The organism is Lentibacillus amyloliquefaciens, from assembly GCF_001307805.1.
GTDB lineage: Bacteria > Bacillota > Bacilli > Bacillales > Amphibacillaceae > Lentibacillus > Lentibacillus amyloliquefaciens.
This window is the reverse complement of record NZ_CP013862.1, coordinates 2,068,422-2,087,033: the sequence shown is the minus strand read 5'-3', so window position 1 is coordinate 2,087,033 and position 18,612 is coordinate 2,068,422. Positions and strand designations below refer to the sequence as shown.

Sequence of the window (18,612 nt, the reverse complement as noted above, 5' to 3'; positions counted from 1 at the left end):
AAGGGACTGGGCTTAATGGCTCAGTCCCTTTTCGTTTGCCGTTCTTTTCTGACCATACATTGAAACCAGGGCTGCAACGATTGAAAGAATGACAAACAAACCGCCGATAGTAGCATTTTGTTCCACCGAAACACGCTCAATAACTATTCCGCCGACAAATGACCCAAAAGCGATACCAAGATGAAGTGCCGAGTTATTCAGACTCTGTTGAATATCCGACGTTTCAGGAGACAGGCCGATCAAATAGCTTTGGGTAGCAGGTGCTAATGTCCAGCTCAGCATTCCCCAGATGACCAGAATCAATAAAAATAATGGCAGTGCAAAAGTCGTATAAGGAATCGTAAACATAACCAGTGAAAATAAAATGGTTGTTGCCATAATCGTGTTCTTTGATCCCCATGTATCTGAAAGGAAACCGCCCACTCCACCGCCGCTGACGGCTGCAAGTCCGAAGATCATGTAAATAATACTTACCCATGTGCCATCAACTCCTAAGACGTTTTTGGCAAATGGTGTCAAATAGGCATAAAGGATTGTATGACCTGCCAGGAACAGAAAGGTGATGGACTGACCAAAAAAGATTCCCCGATCTTTCAGTGTTGCGAGTTGCTCCTTGATTGGACTGGAAGGTTTTGGTTCAACACGGCCCATCAGGAAAAACACTCCAGCCATCGACAGGATAGTCAAAACTGAAACCAGCACAAATGGGGCACGCCATCCAAATGCATTTCCCAGCAGCAGGCCAATGGGAAGACCGAGTACAATAGAGGCGCTGACTCCCATGGAAACTATTCCAATAGCGCGCCCGCGGTATTTTGGATGAACAATCGATGGTGCAATGGTGAGACATAATATAATCAACAATGATCCGCTTAACGCTGAAATGATTCTCCCAATAAATACGACCGTATATGTCGGGCTGAACACAGTCACTAAATTTCCCACGAAAAATATAGTCAAGGAAATCAGTGTCAGCCGTTTGCGTTCAACGTTCGAAGTCAGAATAAGCAGGACAGGGGCACCAACTGCAAAAATCAATGAGAAAATGGTTATTAAAAAACCAACCTGGCCAAGGCTGACATTCAAATCAGCTGCCATCAGATCCAGGATGCCCCCGATAAGTAATTCAACCATTCCGACAACAAATGCGACAATCATTAAAAAGTAGACACGTTTATTCATAGCAGACGCCTTTCTCAGGTAAGTTCAGAAATTAATCGTAACGCCAATTTTATTAAAAGACAAGCGAATGAAAAATTCATCTTTTCCCGTTTCTTTTCAACCCATCGTTTGACAGGTATAATAAGAGTACTAACAGGGGGAGTTTAAAGTGATCAGGAGTCTTAACGTTTACTTGTTATGCAGCCGTACTGATAATAGGTGCCTGGTCCAAATTGCTTCGGGTAACAATCGACGGAATATATCAAATGCTTGAAGAAGGCAGGTGCCGTGTCGGAACATCTACCATTAACATGATGATAAATGCCCCCGTTTATCCGAATGATTATCAGGATAAGAAAACATGGCGAATTGGCGTCAGAAATGAGGTGATTCAATGGTTCAGGGAATAGCGAATTGGAATACCGAAGAAACAGAGGAGTGGCTGCAGCAATATGTCGATGACTGGGTCGCTTTTTACAGGAAACATACGAATGACGGGGAGGTTGCTTCGTATATTCCGGAGCTGCAGAAAGCCAATCCGGATGCTTTAGGTATTGTAATTAAGGGCAATAACGGTATTACCATCCGTTCGGGCGATACAGAAGACCCGTTCACACTGCAAAGCATTTCCAAAGCCATCACATTTGCTGTGGCCTGCATGGAACGCGGTGTCTCGTATATGCTGCAGCAAGTCGATGTGGAGCCGACCGGAGAAGCATTTAATTCAATCATGCATTTGGAAATGAAGCAGGTCAAAAAACCGCTCAATCCATTTAATAATGCCGGAGCGATTACGGTAACATCGGCTTTGCCTGGAGATACATCGGATGATAAGCTTGAGCCTGTGCTGAAATTGCTTGAAGATATGCTTGGCAACCGTCCTGAATTAAATGCTGATGTTTTCAAGTCTGAGCGTGATTCTTCCACGCGCAATCGGGCAATCGGCTACTATTTGCTCGAAGTTGGTTTTCTGGAATCGGATTTGGATATTACGCTGGAAACGTATTTCAAGCAGTGTTCCATTGATGTAACCATTGACGATCTTGCCCGGATTGGCATGATCCTCGCCAATGATGGGATGGATCCGAAAAACGGTGAAGAAATCATTCCAAGACAGATTGCCCGGATCACCAAGGTGCTCATGCTGACATGCGGGATGTATGATGCATCAGGCAAATTCGCCACTTATGTCGGCATTCCGGCAAAAAGTGGTGTATCCGGCGGCATCCTGGCAGCTGTTCCACCACGGGTTCGGGATGAATCTATGCCCTTTACCGACGGCTGTGGCATCGGTGTTTACGGTCCGGCTCTAGGGGAAGAGGGAAACAGCGTGGCCGGCATTCGTCTGCTTAGGCATATTGCAACACAATGGGATTTGAGTATTTTTTAAGAGAGGGCGGGTTTTTAAAAAATGGGGGGGGTGACACGATGTGCGGACGTTATACATTGCTTGCTGATGAAGTTGAAATTCTCGAGGAATTCGGCATTGAACAGTCAATCGACGATTATCAGTTAAGCTACAATATTGCTCCTGGACAAAATGTGCTTGCCATTATCCATGATGGAAAGGCAAAACGTGCAGGCTACTTGCGCTGGGGGCTTGTGCCTTCATGGGCGAATGATGAAAAAATCGGTTATAAGATGATTAACGCTCGAAGCGAAACGGCCCATGAAAAGCCAAGCTTCAAAAGACTGATGTCCCGTAAACGGTGTCTGATTGTTGCAGACAGTTTTTACGAATGGAGGCGTGATGGCAATGAAAAACAGCCGAAACGGATCCGGCTTGAGAACCGGGGGTTGTTTGCTTTTGCCGGGTTGTGGGATAAATGGGAACAGGACGGTAAGAAACTTTTCACTTGTACCATTCTGACAAAAGAGGCGAACGGTTTCATGCAGGATATCCATCACCGGATGCCGATCATTTTGCCAAAAGACAAGCAAGATGCCTGGCTAGAGGCAGGCGAGCAATCACCGGAAGAGGCACATCATTTTCTGAGGTCATTAGAAATTGAGAATCTGCGGGCATATGACGTGGCAAGCTACGTCAATTCAGCGAAAAATAATGATGAAGACTGTATTGCACCACTCGCTCAAAACTAAATTGGCATTGTCATTTGTGATAATGCAATAGAGGATGGTGGCATTTAATAACGGCTCCTATTATAATGAAAACATAAACAGCAATCATTAGGAGCAGGAGTTGAATTCATGATACGCGTATTATTTGTATGTCTTGGGAATATTTGCCGTTCCCCGATGGCAGAAGCAATCTTCAAGGACTTGGTAAAACGGGAACAGCTTTCAGATAAAATCGGGACAGATTCTGCAGGTACAGGTCATTGGCACGTTGGTGAGTCGCCACATGAGGGGACAAGAAACCTGCTGGATAAACAGCGAATCTCGTATGAAGGCATAAAGGCTCGACAATTTGATGCCCGTGACTTCCAGGATTTTAATTATCTTATAGCGATGGATGATGAAAACATCAGTTCAATACGAGGGATAAGCGATAAGCATGATGATATCATGGTAGCCAAACTGATGGATTTTGTTGATGAAGCAGAAGAAGCCAGTGTCCCCGATCCTTATCTGACAGGCAATTTTGATTATACTTATGAGTTGGTGTCAAAAGGCTGCAGTGCCCTATTAAATTATATCAGGAAAGAAAACAACATATAACATTAAAGGAGCGATTATCTATGGGAAAACAAAAACTATGCTTAGGATTATTGATTGGTACGATTACAGGAGGCCTTCTGTCTTTAATCGACCGTGACGTGCGAAATTATGCCACAGAGCAAATGACAACTTTAAAAAGTGGCTCATCGTATTACGTTAAACGGCCATCAGAAGCCGTGAAAAATGCAAAGGATGCCTTTGACCGTTTAAATACCACTTTTACAAAAAATACCGATAGTGCCATCACCGCTATAGAGCAGGTGGAAAGCTCATTGGAACGGTTTACCAATAAAAGCGATAGGGAAGAGTTAAATAACAATTTGTAACTTAAACGTGTGAGGCGATTTAGATGTGGAAAAAAACGGTAGGGTTTGGCAAAGAGTTATTTCAGCGTATAAGTAACGATGATATTGCAGGAGTGGCAGCACAGCTTGCCTATTTCTTGTTGCTGTCATTGTTCCCATTCCTGCTTTTTTTGATGACCTTGCTTGGTTACCTGCCACTGGATTCGGGCAATGTGACCGGCTTTATTGAACGGTATGCGCCCGGTGAAATAAACGAACTGATTAATGAGAATGTATCAGAGCTTGTCAATAATCAGAGCGGCTCTTTATTGTCAATTGGGATCATTGGTACATTATGGGCCGCTTCCAATGGTGTAAATGCTATCATGAAGGGGTTCAACCGTGCCTATAAGGTTGAGGAAGATCGTTCATTCATCGTTATGCGGCTGATTGCAATTGCACTGACTATCGCAATGGTTCTTGTCATTTCGATCGCTTTTCTGCTTCCGGTATTCGGAAAAATGATTGGAGAATTTATCTTTTCATTCATCGGTATGTCAGATAGCTTTTTGGCCGTTTGGGATACATTGCGCTGGGGCGTTTCATCTGTGGTTATTTATATCGTGCTCCTCGCGCTTTACAGATTGGCCCCCAACATGCGTATTTACTTCAAAAATGTTGCATGGGGCGCGCTGTTTGCGACGATGGGCTGGCAGCTTGCCTCGTTGGGTTTTTCATTTTATGTCAACTCAATGGGTGATTACTCAGCCACATACGGGAGCCTGGGTACCGTCATTGTCCTGATGATTTGGTTTTATTTAAGTGGTATTATTATTATGATTGGCGGAGTTATAAACGCCATGCTCCGTGAAAAAAGATTAACATAAGTAAGAAAGCTGCCATTTGGATGTGGCAGCTTTCTTATCTTCTTTTTACTTATAATTCGGCTCTGGCCGTGTATCTTTTTTGAAAAAGATGACTGCAAACAATATGATGAGCATCAAAATAATACAAAAGAAAAAGGAAACCTCAGGAAACAGGTCAATAAATAAACCGCCGAGATACGGGCCGGTCAAGCTTCCGAAACTAAATGCTATCCCTGTCATCAGGTTGCCTGCAGGTAAAAGTGAAGCCGGCACCATATCGGTCATGTAAGCAATGCTCAGTGAATACAGGGAACCGACGAGCATACCGGAGACGGCAAACGAAATAAACAGTGCTGCGGCGGATTCTTCAAATGAAGCCGCAAACAGAAAAGCGAGAATGCCGCCTCCAATCACAGTGAGCAGAATTTTACGTCTGCCGACACGGTCACTTAATATACCTAAAGGAATTTGTGTAACAATGCTTGCCCCTGCAAAAAAAGGAATAATTAACGACAGGATATTTACATCATGGCCGATTCTGAGACCATAAATCGGGAAAATCCCGTGCAATGTCGCTTCCAGAAAACCATACCCAAATGCCGGAAGTATCGCCACCCAAGCAAGCTTTCCGGTTTGTATGAACCGTGTAATTGAACTTGAACTGCTGCGGGAGTGAACATCATCATCCTCAGGCATTTTATTTCGGATGAAAAACGTCATTGACCAGACGAGCATGCTCAAAAACGCCGATACGAGAAACGGCAAAGCCTGATTAATCTCCAATAGCCGGGTCATCAGCGGCCCGACTGTAAAACCGAGACCGAATGATAATCCATAGAATGAAATATTTTTCCCGCGTTTTTCGATAGGACTGGTAGTGGTGATCCACGTTTGCGTGGCGAAATGGAGCATATTATCACCGATTCCGATGATGACACGCAGAATAAACCAGAACCATAAAGCCTGCCAGAACGGAAATAAAGCCAGGGAAATAAAGACAAGCATTCCGCCGGCAACAATTACCGGTTTGAAGCCGAAGCGGCGCATTGGTTTTTCCATGAAAGGCGACGCAATCAATATGCCAATGTACAACCCGGTCGCATGAAGTCCGTTGACAGAAGAGGATACCCCATCTTGCTCAAGAATAATTGACAGTAATGGAAGGATCATACCTTGAGAGAATCCGGATACGAAAACGAGTGCAATTAAAATGTAAAATCTTGTTTGAGCAGATACCATCGCATTTTCACCTTCCACCATTCATTCTGTTCCATACAATGTAATTCTTTTCCCGGGGGAGGTCAATTCAAATTACTTCATTAAAAGGAGCATTATGATATAGCATTAAGGGTAAATAATAAGAAGTATTATCATAAAGAGGAGTGTCGTCATTATGGAATTTCATTTAAAAGAAGAAGGTTTGCGCACTGAATTTGAATACGGGCAGCTCGACATTTCAGGGAACGCGGAGCATGGTTTCCGTCCATACCAATTGATGGTTGCCTCAATCGCCGGCTGCAGTGCATCTGTTTTCCGTAAAATTTTAAACAAGCAGCGGATGGAAGCAGCAGATATGAAAGTGACAGCCGAAGTAAAGCGCAACCCGGATGAAGCTAATCGAATCGAACGGATTGATCTGCATTATGTGATTAAAGGGTACCATCTGGATGATGAAAAACTGTACAAAAATTTGGCCCTGGCAAGAAAAAATTGCTCAATGGTCCGTTCGGTTGAAGACAGCATTCATATAGAAGAAACACTGGAATCGGTCGAACTAAGCCGGTGAAATTTTACAAGGTATAATATTCATGTGTCCGAAAAAACTACGGTTAAAAGCTGAAATATCTGTTATGTAGTGTGATGCGTGCGTAAGTTCCGCACCAGGCCGCTAAAGTCAGATATTGAAAGGAATGGGACACATGAATAGACGTTTTTGTTTTGTTGTTTTACTGATATTGCTCATATTTACTCCGGTTAATGCTCTTGCCGAAGAAGAAGAATCGTCCAATAAAGAATTTGAGGTTCCGAACCACGTGTTGAATATATCAAAAGAAAATACATTCCCAAATTCGACAGAGGATCAGGAAGTTGTGGAGCCAAGTGAATTGACACAGGAGCTGATTGACGGCGTTGACGCAGCGATCGAAAACCCCGATCTTATCAAGATGCTGAATGAAACATCAATCAACCCCTCGCCGATTGCGTTTGGCTACCGCGGCATGGTTTATATCGGGAGATGGCCGCTGAACTATAAATCGGATGAAACGAATATCAACTGGGAGTATCAAAACATCAATACCAATGAACTGAACAATATCGGCGGAGAATCTGAGAAGAAAATGCAATACTCGCAGCAGAATAAGCAAGAAGTTAAAGGCGCATTAACAAACAAAATTACCAACCCCGATGATGTTAAAAAAATGATGCTGCTTGAGGCGCAGGATAAAATTAAACTGCCGCTTGCTTATTCGACTGTCATCGGTCAGAACACGAAAAAAGAAAATGCCTATAGCGTTCCTGCCAAAAAATATGGCGAACTGCAGGCTTATGCTCCTGCAGTTAACGAACGGGGACAAGTAACGTTTGGTGAAGTATATTTTCAGTTAAAAGGCTCGAGTAAATCAATCGTGGTCAAAAATGTCACCAAACAAGGAATCGGCGCATGGGTGCCAATCCAGGATCATGTATCATTTTCCTTTAATTTGAAGTAAGTATAGCTGAATCCCCTGTCGGAAAATGTCCGGCAGGGGATTTTTAACAGAAAGGGCAAGGTATCGACAGGAACAAGTGTGATATCAGCCCGAGTAACAAAACATCGTCGGAGTTGCGAAACGTCAGGCGGGGGAGCCACTTCATCTGATCCGCTCTCTTTAAGTTGCCCCATAGCAAGCCTGAAATGATATTCCTAAAAAAATTTCAGAAACAGGGTTGATTTTCTTGCTTTAATGCTTTATCATGATAAAGTATTGCTTAAGAGAGAAAAGAGGGGAAGCGAACATGGAGTGGGTTGTACTTATATCAGTGTTAGTGCTGACGGTTCTCAGTCTGCTGAGAGTTAACGTTATTATTTCGATTATCGCTGCAGCAATTACAGCAGGGCTTATGTCCGGATTGACAATCATTGAATCAATTGATTTGATGGTCAGCGGTATGGGTGACCAGGCGAGCACAGCGCTAAGTTATATTTTGCTCGGTGCTTTTGCCGTGGCGATCAGCTATACAGGCATTACAACGATACTAGTAAATTTTTTAATCAGAATGTTGACTGGGAAGAAAACGATAATGGTGCTGGCGATTGCCGGTGTGGCATCTTTATCTCAAAATGTGGTTCCGGTTCATATTGCATTTATACCAATATTAATTCCGCCATTATTAAAATTATTTGATGATATGAAAGTGGACCGGCGCGGCGTTGCGGCTGCATTGACATTTGGTCTGAAAGCGCCGTATGTCATGATCCCGGCCGGATTCGGATTGCTTTTTCACGAAACCATACAAAACGGAATGGTTGAAAATGGAACTGACATCACAATCACCCAGACAGCACAGGCTATGCTGATTCCGGGTGCTGGAATGATTGTGGGCTTATTAATTGCGATATTTATTACGTATCGAAAAGACCGTGAATCAGTTCCGGGTGCCGGCGGAAGTGAGGTTAATTTCACAGCGCCGCCAGCGGAGAAGGTTTCTTTTAACCGTAAACATGCATTAACACTCGTTGCGATTCTCGGTGCATTAGTCGTGCAGGTGGTTTTCCAAAACTTGATAGCCGGTGCGTTGACAGGTCTGGTGTTAATGTTTGGCCTTGTCGTTGTTCCATTTAAAAAAGGTGATCAGGTGATGGCCGACGGGATCGCGATGATGGGACAAATCGCATTCGTCATGCTGGTGGCATCCGGATTTGGTAAAGTTTTGGAAGACACAGGTGCGGTCAGTGCGCTTGTGGAAGTGTCATCAGGCTTTCTTAGTGATAACAAGGCACTTATTGCACTTGTATTACTGCTTGTCGGGCTCGTTGTCACAATTGGTATCGGGTCTTCATTTGGGACAATTCCGATTCTCGCAGCATTGTTTGTGCCAATTTGTGTAGCGGCAGGCTTTTCGCCGCTTGCGACCGCTTCATTGATTGGAACTGCAGGCGCGTTGGGTGACGCTGGTTCGCCGGCTTCAGACAGTACACTTGGTCCGACATCCGGGCTGAATGCTGATGGCAAGCATCACCACATCTGGGATACGTGTGTTCCGACGTTTCTTCACTTCAATATTCCGCTGGTGGTATTTGGCTGGATCGCGGCAATGATTTTGTAAAAGGGGAATTGTCAAAGTGATACCGCTATATATGCATAAAAATCTCTGCAGACGAGCAAAGTAAGGGAAAAACAGGTGGGCTGTGGAATGCAAAACTATATGGCTATGGCACTGACATTCATTCTGTTGTTACTTGCCTTTGCCCCGCCTGCAGATGCCAGCGAGGCGGCAAGCGGGTATGGATGGGGATTTAAAAAGAATGATGATCATCAACTTCCGGATATCGGCAAGTACAAACAGATTCTCGAAAAGCATGATGCTTACTATGCTGATGAATCTAAAAAGAAAACAGTTTATCTGACATTTGATAACGGTTATGAGAAAGGTTACACGGATGAGGTTCTCGATGTGTTGAAGAAGCATGATGTTCCGGCTGCGTTTTTCCTCACAGGTCATTATGTGGAGAGTGAACCCGAACTTGTTGAACGGATGGCAGAAGACGGGCATATTATCGGGAATCATTCGTATCATCATCCCGATCTAACAGTTGTTACGAAAGATAAAATGAAGAAAGAGCTCGAGACGCTGGAACAAGCGGTTGCTGAGGTTTCTGAGCAGAAGGAAATCAAGTATTTGCGCCCACCGCGTGGCATGTTCAGTGAAAAAACATTAAAGTGGGCAAATGAACTGGGCTACACTCATATATTCTGGTCGTTGGCATTTGTCGATTGGGGTGACCAGAAAGGCTGGCGGCATGCATACGAAAATGTTATGGATCATATTCATCCGGGAGCGATTATTTTGCTGCATACAGTGTCGTCCGATAATGCCAAAGCGCTGGACAAATTGATTACGGAAATGAAAAAACAGGGCTATCAGTTCAAAAGTCTCGACCATCTGGTGCTGAAGGATAATCTGCCACAGCCGATCTATGGTTATTGATAATTTGTGCATGAAGAAAGAGGCTGGGATAAAAGTGTTTGTAATAAAAGAGTTCCGAACTTAAATTTGCGCATATAACCCGCTCCGGAAATATACTTCGCTTTCCGCGGGCGGCTGGTGAGCCTCCTCGAACTCCGTTCTGCGGGGTCTCACCTATGCCTTCTTTCCCGCAGGAGTCTACGTATATTTCCTCCGCTAGAGCTGTATATTATTCCTATTCAGAATAGATTGTTTTATTTATGTCTCAATATCTTTTATTTTTTATTTTGTTGATTCAGGCAAGTCTCCTGTCTTCTTCCAGAAAACAAAAGCACTTATTCAAATTTTAGTTCAATTCTGATATACTAAAGGAAATCCGAATTGGAGCTGATATGATGAATAAAGAGGACTTAATTGCGCCTGAAGAGTACAATATCGTTATGGAAATGGAACATTTCACCTCCAAAAACCCATCCAGAAATGCACTGGTCTGGAAAGATGATAAAGGCAACTCAAAACAAATTACATATGAAGACTTACTCGAAAATGTCAGCAAAATTGGCAACATTTTCAAAAGTAAAGGGCTGAAGAAAGGCGACAAAGTCCTTGTGATGATTCCGCGGCTGATTGAAGCTTATGAAACGTATCTGGCAGCACTAAAGGCAGGACTCGTGGTGATCCCAAGTTCGGAGATGCTGAAGACGAAAGATCTCCAATACCGGATCAGTCATGGTGAAGTCAGCGCGGTCGTTAGTTACTATCCGTATGTGGCCCAATTTGAAGGTGTTAATGAATTTGACGAGCTCAGTTTATTTTCGGTCGGACAATCCGTTGATGGCTGGAACAATCTTGATGAACTAAAAGAGGAAGCTTCAGATCAGCTGGACATGGCTGGAACAACCAAAGACGATACGGCGTTTTTGTCGTACACCTCAGGCACAACGGGCAATCCAAAAGCAGTTGTACATACCCACGGTTGGGGATTTGCCCACCTGAAAACCGCACCGGAAAACTGGCTTTCGATTAATGAAGGTGACAAAGTTTGGGCAACAGCTGGTCCGGGCTGGCAAAAATGGATTTGGAGTCCATTTCTGTCAGTGCTCGGTTCAGGTGCAACCGGTTTTGTATATCTTGGCAAATTTGACCCGAAAACTTATCTCGGACTGCTGCAGGATGAAGATATTAATGTATTGTGCTGTACACCGACCGAGTACCGCCTGATGGCTAAAGTTGATAACCTTGACGCTTATCAGCTGCCCGCTTTGCACAGTGCTGTTTCAGCAGGTGAACCTCTCAACCGCGAAGTCATCGATACCTTCCGGAAGTATTTTGATATAACGGTTCGTGATGGTTATGGTCAAACGGAAAATACTTTATTGCTTGGCTTCCTTAAAGACACCAAAGTGAAACCGGGCTCAATGGGGAAACCGACACCCGGTAACGATGTGGATATTATTGATGAAGATGGAATCCCGGTGCCTGCCAATGAAATCGGCGATATTGCAGTCAAACTTGACAGTCCTGCATTATTCCGTGAATATTACAAGGATCCTGAGAGGACGCAGATGTCTCACCGCGGCGATTATTATGTAACGGGTGACCAGGCATGGAAGGACGAAGAAGGCTACTTCTGGTTTGAAGGGCGCAGTGATGATATTATCATCAGTTCCGGTTACACCATCGGTCCGTTTGAAGTTGAAGATGCATTGGTTAAACATCCATTTGTACAGGAATGTGCGGTTGTAGCCAGTCCAGACGAGGTCCGCGGCAATGTCGTCAAGGCTTATATCGTGCTTCAGAACAGCATCAATCCTGACGATCCGGATTTGGTCAGAAACTTGCAGGAACAGGTTAAAAACTTGACCGCACCATATAAATATCCGAGAAAAATCGAGTTTATCGATGAATTGCCGAAAACAACATCAGGCAAAATCAGACGCGTGGAATTAAGACAAAAAGAAAAGGCGACAAATTAAAAAAGAAGGGCTGTCCTATGTTTAGGGCAGCCCTTTTGAGTTAATAGGAATAGAGAGACCTTTTTCATTGGAATAATTGTTTGATCAAAGCGTTCGCTATTCACGTTGAATCCCTTGCACGCATGGCGTTTGCTGCGTAAATATTTTTCCAAAAAAATTGAGTAAAAACACTTGAAAGTCAAAGAAGGTCAGAGTATAATAAGAATCAAAGGTCAAAGATAGTCAAAGTCAAACCTTTTATTATAGATTCCAATTTAAGGAGGAATTACAGTATGCAATGTCAAAATTGTGGTATTCGTCCAGCATCAATTAACGTCTCAATGCAAATAAACAATGAACGTATGAATATGCATCTATGCAATCAATGTTTCCGCGAAATTCAGGGAAGCATGATGAGTGGTAATGGCCAGGGAGGCCAACAAGGCGATTTTGCCAATAAATTTTTCCAAGGCAATGGTCAGCAAGGTCAAGGATTCACCGGTACACAAACACAGCAAGGTTCCGGGAACAATGGCTTGCTTGATCAGCTCGGCAAAAACGTAACAAATGCAGCACGCGCCGGCCTGGTTGACCCGATAATCGGACGTGACAACGAAGTGAAACGTACGATTGAAACACTAAACCGCCGGAACAAAAATAATCCGGTTCTGATTGGTGAAGCCGGTGTCGGTAAAACAGCTATTGCCGAAGGACTCGCCCTTAAAATTACGGAAGGTAAAGTGCCGGCTAAACTGATGGATAAAGAAATCTATCTGCTCGATGTCGCATCACTCGTTGCCAATACGAGCATGCGCGGTCAGTTTGAAGAACGGATGAAACAGCTTGTTCAAGAAATGCAGGAACGCCAAAATGTCATCCTGTTTGTAGACGAAATCCATCAGTTGGTTGGAGCAGGCACCGCTGAAAGCTCACAAATGGACGCCGGCAATATTTTGAAACCTGCACTGGCCCGCGGTGAACTGCAATTAATCGGTGCGACAACTTTGAAAGAGTATCGTCAAATTGAAAAAGATGCCGCTCTTGAACGCCGTTTCCAGCCAATTATGGTAAAAGAACCATCACTGGAAGACGCTTTTAAGATTCTGGACGGTATCAAAGACCGTTATGAAAAATTCCATGAAGTCCGTTATTCCGATGAAGCGATTCGCGCGTTTGTCACATTGTCACAACGCTATATTCAAGACCGCTTTCTGCCGGACAAAGCGATTGACCTGATGGATGAGGTCGGCTCACGTTTGAATCTCGATAACGCGGAAAAAGATTCCGATACCATTCAAAACCGATTGGATGAAGTTGTCCGTGAAAAAGAAGCAGCTGCTGAAAAAGAAGACTATGAACATGCAGCCCACCTGCGCTATCAGGAAATTCAGCTGCAAAAGCAACTGGATAAAGCGAATGAGGAAGAGCAAGTCACCGATGTGGATATTTCCGATATTCAATTGATTGTTGAAGAAAAAACGGGCATCCCGGTAACCAAACTGCAAACGGATGAACAGGAAAAAATGCGTGATTTGGACAAAAATCTCAGTGAGAAAGTTATCGGCCAGGACGAAGCGGTACAAAAAGTTGCCAAAGCCGTCCGCCGCAGCCGTGCAGGACTGAAATCGAAATACCGTCCAATTGGATCATTCCTGTTTGTCGGTCCGACCGGTGTTGGTAAAACAGAGCTGACAAAGGCACTGGCTGAAGAATTGTTCGGTTCACGTGACAGCCTAATCCGGCTTGATATGAGTGAATATATGGAGAAACATTCAACATCCAAAATCATCGGTTCACCACCAGGATATGTCGGACATGAAGAAGCAGGTCAGCTGACTGAAAAAGTGCGCCGCAACCCTTATTCCATCCTGTTGCTGGATGAAATCGAAAAAGCGCATCCTGACGTGCAGAACATGTTCCTGCAAATCATGGAAGATGGCCAACTGACTGATTCGCACGGTCGTACTGTAAGTTTTAAAGAAACAGTTATCATCATGACCAGTAACGCCGGAACCGGTGATAAGCAAATCAATGTCGGTTTCAACCGGGACGAGCATGAATCAGTTCAAACTCTGGAAAACTTAAGTGCCTATTTCAAACCCGAGTTTCTGAACCGTTTTGACAGCATTATCACATTTAATGAGCTGGCTGAAGAAAGCCTTCTGCAAATTGTTGACTTGATGCTTGCAGAACTTGAAGAAACAATTGAAGAGAATGATGTTTCCATTTCAGTTACTGACGAAGCGAAACACGAACTTGTTCAGCTTGGTTATGACCGCCGCTTTGGTGCACGTCCATTGCGCCGCGTTATCCAGGACAAGATTGAAGACCAGCTGACTGATCTGATTCTGGAAGAAGAAACAATTGAAACTGTCAATGTAGCTGTTAAAGATGGCGAAATTGTTGTTGAAAACACAAAATAACAAATGTGTGATTGAAAAAAAGCCGCTGACACTGTTCAGCGGCTTTTTTTTGTTGAAAATTTTAATTACGAAACATGGGCGGGAGGACCAAAACCATATCCAAAAAAGCAATCAGCATTAACCTGGACATGCACAATTGTTATATTTCCACCAATCAAGTCGCATAATAATAACCTCAATTTGTATAAACTATAAGCACTCACAGATAAAGGGATGTTTATCATGCAACGGCAAAAAGCTATATGGGTTATATCTGTCATCATGTCCGTATTGATAATCGCGCCAGGCGTTTATCATGCCGAGCAAGAGTCTGACATGGAGGTTCATTTTATCGATGTTGGTCAGGGGACAGCATACTTGTCCAGACGCCAACTGATAAAAACATTCTAATTGATGGCGGACCGCCTCAAGCAGGGGAAAAAGTCACTTCATTTCTGGAAGAGCAGGATATAAAGAAGCTGGATTTAATGATCGCGACACACCCGGATATCGATCACATTGGCGGTCTTCTGGAAGTTATGAAATCTGTCGATGTTCAGAGAATTGTAGACACCGGTAAAATTCATTCGACCAAAACATACGCCCGCTACATCAGCCAGGTTATGAAGCGGCAAATACCAATTGAAATTGCTGAGAGCAATAGTCTTTTACAGATCGATCCTTTATTAAAGGTGCGAATTTTAAATACGTACAGCAGCTCCGAATCAAATAATGAATCATCCATTGTTCTTAAAATAACATTTAACAAAATGGATTTTTTGCTGATGAGCGATGTTAAAAAGAAGCAGGAAAAAAAACTGATCGAAAAGCATAATCTGAATTCGGAAATCGTTAAAATTGCACACCATGGGTCACGCACAAGTACATCTCTTGAATTTTTACGCAAGGTTAGCCCGAATGCAGCTATTTTAACCTACGGGAAGAAAAATGAGTTCGGCCATCCGGTTGACCGTGTTATGGAGAACCTTAACAAAGTGAGTGCGGCGATATACCCCACGGCGGCCTTTGGTGATATCACAGTTCGGACAGATGGTAATGGCTTTGTCATTTATCATGAAAATAATCCGCTAAGCAGTTTAAAGGCAGGATAATAATTTACAGAAATAAACAATTATGATATCATAATAATATGATTTTAAAATAATGTGGGGAAGGTGTGTGTATGAACGTGATTCGTGAAAAAGACGCGTGGATGATGAATGGGTATGTCGGTATTCTTGCAATTGCCATACTGGTAGCCGTGACAGTGATGAGCTTTCTTGAAGCACAGTTTGTCATTGGCGGAATTGCGTTGGTGATCGCAATTGCATTGGGAAGCGGAATTACGCTTGTCCAGCCGAACCAGGCAGCGGTTGTGACTTTTCTTGGAAAATATATGGGCAGCATCCGTAAAGAAGGGATTGCTGTTACCGTTCCATTTTCAATGAGACGGATGGTGTCTTTGCGTGTCCGCAACTTTAACAGCAGCCAGCTGAAAGTGAACGATGTGAATGGTAATCCGATTGAAATTGCGGCTGTTATTGTGTTCAGGGTAGTGGATGCAGCAAAGGCGGTTTTTGAAGTGGACCGCTATGAAAAATATGTGGAAATCCAGAGTGAAACAGCCATTCGTGCGGTCGCAACGCAATATCCTTATGACACATTTACAGAAGATGAAATGACACTGCGCGGCAATGCAGAAGAAGTATCTGCGCAGCTTGCCAAGGATCTTCAGGAACGGCTGACGGTTGCGGGTGTTGAAGTACTTGAAACGCGCCTGACCCATCTTGCCTATTCAACTGAAGTTGCCCAGGCGATGCTTCAGCGTCAGCAGGCGAGCGCCATTATTGCTGCCCGTAAACAAATTGTGGAAGGTGCTGTAGGAATGGTAGAGGAAGCGATTGCTCAGCTGGAAAAAGATGGCACCGTCGAACTGGACGAAGAGCGGCGTGCTACCATGGTCAACAATCTGATGGTATCGATTGTTTCGGAAAATGGCTCACAGCCGGTCATTAACACCGGTTCACTTTATCAATAAAAAGAAGGGGTTCGATGGCTAAAAAAAAGAATTTCCCATTAAGGATCGACCCGAAATTGTATGAGATCCTTCAAGTCTGGGCTAAAGATGAATTTCGGAGTGTCAACAGTCACGTGGAATTTTTGCTTCGCGAATCAGCTAAAAGAGCAGGCCGCCTGCCCAAATCACAAGATAAAAAAATAGGGGAAGACTAGTTAGGCTCCGCACTTTTATAAGGTGCGGAGCTATTTTAATGGACGCTTATCCACGCTGCATTAAAAAATGTGAACTTTTCTCCCGCATGTAACGGTTGCTAACTGGCGAAGAACAACGGCTAACTGTCCATAAATGCTCGATTTTGTTTTGAAATGACAAAGTTCACAAAGACTGCTCCTTTTCCCTGCTTTATTTTTTCAAAAAATTATTGACAAACGTATAAAATAGTTATATGGTTAGTTACATAAGTAATTAACCGAATAACTAAGGAGCCTCATTATGAAATTGCAGTTGGATGAAAATAAACCTATTTTTCAGCAGATCAAAGAGTATCTGGAAGATGCGATCATCAATGGAACAATCAAGCCGGGCGAGCGTGTTCCGTCCACAAATGAATTTGCCAAGTACTATCGGATTAACCCGGCGACTGCAGCGAAAGGGACCAATGAGCTGGTGGATGAAGGTATCCTAGTGAAACGGAGGGGTGTCGGGATGTTTGTGACTGAAGATGCCGAAACAATTTTAATCGGGAAGCGCAAACAGACGTTTTATGAACATTATGTCCTGCCATTAAAGGATGAGGCAACCAAATTAAAAATCAATAAAAGTGAGTTATTGGAAATGGTGAACAGGGAGGAGAACCATCATGAAAATTGAGGTTAATCATGTATCGAAAGCATATAAAGATACGAAAGCACTGGATGATGTTTCGTTTGCGTTATCAGAGCCAAAAATTTACGGTCTTCTGGGACGAAATGGCGCAGGGAAGACCACGTTCATGGAAATTTTATCGGGGCACATTTTAGCCTCCGAGGGCGAGATTCTGGTTGACGGGGAAAAACCGTTTGATAATCAGCGGCTGACGGAGTCCATTTGTCTGATCAAAGAAGGCGATAATTTTAAAAAGGATTTAAAGGTTAAAAATGTCCTCAAAATTTATGCTTATTTTTATCCGACATGGGACCAGAAGTTGGCAGATGAATTGATACGCGAATATAATCTGAGTCTGAATGCCAAAGTTAAAACATTATCGAAAGGCATGGCTTCAGCTCTCGGCATTATCGTCGGGCTGGCAAGCAAGGCGCCGATTACGATCTTTGATGAGCCCTATATCGGACTTGATGCTGCCGCCCGCAAGAAGTTTTACGATATTTTACTCGAAGAATATGAAGCGGAGAAGCGGACAATTATCTTCTCAACCCACTTAATTGATGAAGTCAGTCTCATGTTTGAAGAAGTGCTTATACTGCAGGAAGGAAAACTGGTCTTGCAGGAAGAAGCTGACACGCTGCGTGAGCACGCTTATGCAGTATCAGGTCCTATACAGGATGTTGAACAATTTACCAGCGATAAGGAAGTTTTCCAGAGTAAGCAGCTTGCCGGCATGATGACAGCGTATGTCTTCGGAAATATGGTGCAGGCGGAGTCAGCCGGGTTGACGGTTGAGAGCATACCAATTCAGGAATTGATGATTTATTTGACAGAGAAGGAGGGAGCAGCGCGACACGTTGCTAGTTGAAAAGACTAGACACACTAACAAATTTTAGTGGAGAACTCTTAGTTCGAGAGGTGGAATGATAGGGTAACGCCTTGAAACGCCCCTTTAATACTCCGACATGCGACAAGTAGATATGTGTAATCGAAAGTGGTATGAAGCTCGGTGAAGACGGCAGAAATTTATCGTAGTAGTGGTAACACCAACCGAAAGGGCGGTGGAGGCATCGTCCATAGATTATATGCCGGAAGTCGTAAAAAGCTTGGCATGGTGAGAATGTGCAGAAGCACTGACGAACTGGCGAATGTACTGTCCTAAACGCCTAAGGCATAGAAATGTGTCGGGTAGAGCCTTGAAATAAGAAGGTT

At 43.7% G+C, this 18,612-nt stretch carries 19 protein-coding genes; 17 read left to right on the top strand and 2 right to left on the bottom strand.

Features of this window, described 5'->3' with window-relative positions:
• Nucleotides 1–12: 12 nt before the first annotated feature.
• Nucleotides 13–1,182, bottom strand: coding sequence for an MFS transporter (locus AOX59_RS10460; protein WP_068445339.1), 1,170 nt, complete (start codon nt 1,180–1,182; stop codon nt 13–15).
• A 373-nt stretch (nt 1,183–1,555) separates the two neighbouring features.
• Between AOX59_RS10460 and AOX59_RS10455 the strand changes: the two genes are divergently transcribed.
• The 5 genes from AOX59_RS10455 to AOX59_RS10435 all read left to right on the top strand — a co-directional run bounded on the left by AOX59_RS10455 (nt 1,556) and on the right by AOX59_RS10435 (nt 5,011).
• Nucleotides 1,556–2,551 (top strand): glutaminase, encoded by a 996-nt coding sequence (locus AOX59_RS10455; RefSeq protein ID WP_068445337.1) that lies wholly within the window; start codon nt 1,556–1,558, stop codon nt 2,549–2,551.
• A 38-nt stretch (nt 2,552–2,589) separates the two neighbouring features.
• Complete coding sequence (locus tag AOX59_RS10450; protein WP_068445335.1) at nt 2,590–3,261, top strand: SOS response-associated peptidase; 672 nt, start codon at nt 2,590–2,592, stop codon at nt 3,259–3,261.
• Between the two features lie 108 nt (nt 3,262–3,369).
• A complete protein-coding gene (locus AOX59_RS10445) occupies nt 3,370–3,840 on the top strand; it encodes a low molecular weight protein-tyrosine-phosphatase (RefSeq protein WP_068445332.1) in 471 nt (156 codons plus the stop codon).
• 20 nt (nt 3,841–3,860) lie between these two features.
• Nucleotides 3,861–4,166 (top strand): hypothetical protein, encoded by a 306-nt coding sequence (locus AOX59_RS10440; protein ID WP_068445331.1) that lies wholly within the window; start codon nt 3,861–3,863, stop codon nt 4,164–4,166.
• A 23-nt stretch (nt 4,167–4,189) separates the two neighbouring features.
• Entirely contained in the window at nt 4,190–5,011 is an 822-nt protein-coding gene (locus AOX59_RS10435; protein ID WP_068445328.1) for a YihY/virulence factor BrkB family protein, read from the top strand.
• Nucleotides 5,012–5,056: 45 nt separating this feature from the next.
• Here the strand turns inward: AOX59_RS10435 and AOX59_RS10430 are convergent, their stop codons facing one another.
• Nucleotides 5,057–6,229: an MFS transporter gene (locus AOX59_RS10430; protein WP_068448272.1), complete on the bottom strand. Its 1,173-nt coding sequence runs from the start codon at nt 6,227–6,229 to the stop codon at nt 5,057–5,059.
• 154 nt (nt 6,230–6,383) lie between these two features.
• On the opposite strand from AOX59_RS10430, the gene AOX59_RS10425 reads away from it, so the two are divergent.
• The 12 genes from AOX59_RS10425 (at nt 6,384) to AOX59_RS10375 (ending at nt 18,268) form a co-directional block, all read left to right on the top strand.
• Nucleotides 6,384–6,776: an OsmC family protein gene (locus AOX59_RS10425; RefSeq protein WP_068445326.1), complete on the top strand. Its 393-nt coding sequence runs from the start codon at nt 6,384–6,386 to the stop codon at nt 6,774–6,776.
• A 133-nt stretch (nt 6,777–6,909) separates the two neighbouring features.
• A complete protein-coding gene (locus tag AOX59_RS10420) occupies nt 6,910–7,701 on the top strand; it encodes a YfkD famly protein (protein ID WP_082684183.1) in 792 nt (263 codons plus the stop codon).
• A 286-nt stretch (nt 7,702–7,987) separates the two neighbouring features.
• Nucleotides 7,988–9,298 carry a Na+/H+ antiporter family protein gene (locus tag AOX59_RS10415; protein WP_068445322.1) on the top strand — a complete coding sequence of 437 codons (1,311 nt, stop codon included), beginning with the start codon at nt 7,988–7,990 and terminating at the stop codon, nt 9,296–9,298.
• 87 nt (nt 9,299–9,385) lie between these two features.
• The gene (gene pdaA / locus AOX59_RS10410; protein ID WP_068445319.1) at nt 9,386–10,180 is read left to right on the top strand and encodes a delta-lactam-biosynthetic de-N-acetylase; all 795 of its coding nucleotides are present in this window, start codon (nt 9,386–9,388) and stop codon (nt 10,178–10,180) included.
• 374 nt (nt 10,181–10,554) lie between these two features.
• Nucleotides 10,555–12,135 carry an acyl-CoA synthetase MbcS gene (gene mbcS / locus AOX59_RS10405; RefSeq protein ID WP_068445317.1) on the top strand — a complete coding sequence of 527 codons (1,581 nt, stop codon included), beginning with the start codon at nt 10,555–10,557 and terminating at the stop codon, nt 12,133–12,135.
• Nucleotides 12,136–12,407: 272 nt separating this feature from the next.
• Nucleotides 12,408–14,537 carry an ATP-dependent Clp protease ATP-binding subunit gene (locus tag AOX59_RS10400; RefSeq protein ID WP_068445316.1) on the top strand — a complete coding sequence of 710 codons (2,130 nt, stop codon included), beginning with the start codon at nt 12,408–12,410 and terminating at the stop codon, nt 14,535–14,537.
• Between the two features lie 222 nt (nt 14,538–14,759).
• Complete coding sequence (locus tag AOX59_RS20290; RefSeq protein ID WP_237049245.1) at nt 14,760–14,927, top strand: hypothetical protein; 168 nt, start codon at nt 14,760–14,762, stop codon at nt 14,925–14,927.
• Nucleotides 14,891–15,628 carry a ComEC/Rec2 family competence protein gene (locus AOX59_RS10395; protein WP_335338788.1) on the top strand — a complete coding sequence of 246 codons (738 nt, stop codon included), beginning with the start codon at nt 14,891–14,893 and terminating at the stop codon, nt 15,626–15,628. Before AOX59_RS20290 ends, AOX59_RS10395 begins: the two co-directional genes overlap by 37 nt.
• Nucleotides 15,629–15,708: 80 nt before the next feature.
• On the top strand, nt 15,709–16,554 hold the full coding sequence (locus AOX59_RS10390) for an SPFH domain-containing protein (protein ID WP_068448270.1): 846 nt from the start codon (nt 15,709–15,711) through the stop codon (nt 16,552–16,554).
• 14 nt (nt 16,555–16,568) lie between these two features.
• Nucleotides 16,569–16,748 (top strand): type II toxin-antitoxin system antitoxin, encoded by a 180-nt coding sequence (locus AOX59_RS10385; RefSeq protein ID WP_068445314.1) that lies wholly within the window; start codon nt 16,569–16,571, stop codon nt 16,746–16,748.
• A 280-nt stretch (nt 16,749–17,028) separates the two neighbouring features.
• Nucleotides 17,029–17,406, top strand: a complete 378-nt coding sequence (locus AOX59_RS10380) for a GntR family transcriptional regulator (RefSeq protein ID WP_068445312.1) — start codon at nt 17,029–17,031, stop codon at nt 17,404–17,406.
• The gene (locus tag AOX59_RS10375) at nt 17,396–18,268 is read left to right on the top strand and encodes an ABC transporter ATP-binding protein (RefSeq protein WP_068445311.1); all 873 of its coding nucleotides are present in this window, start codon (nt 17,396–17,398) and stop codon (nt 18,266–18,268) included. Before AOX59_RS10380 ends, AOX59_RS10375 begins: the two co-directional genes overlap by 11 nt.
• Nucleotides 18,269–18,612: the final 344 nt, after the last annotated feature.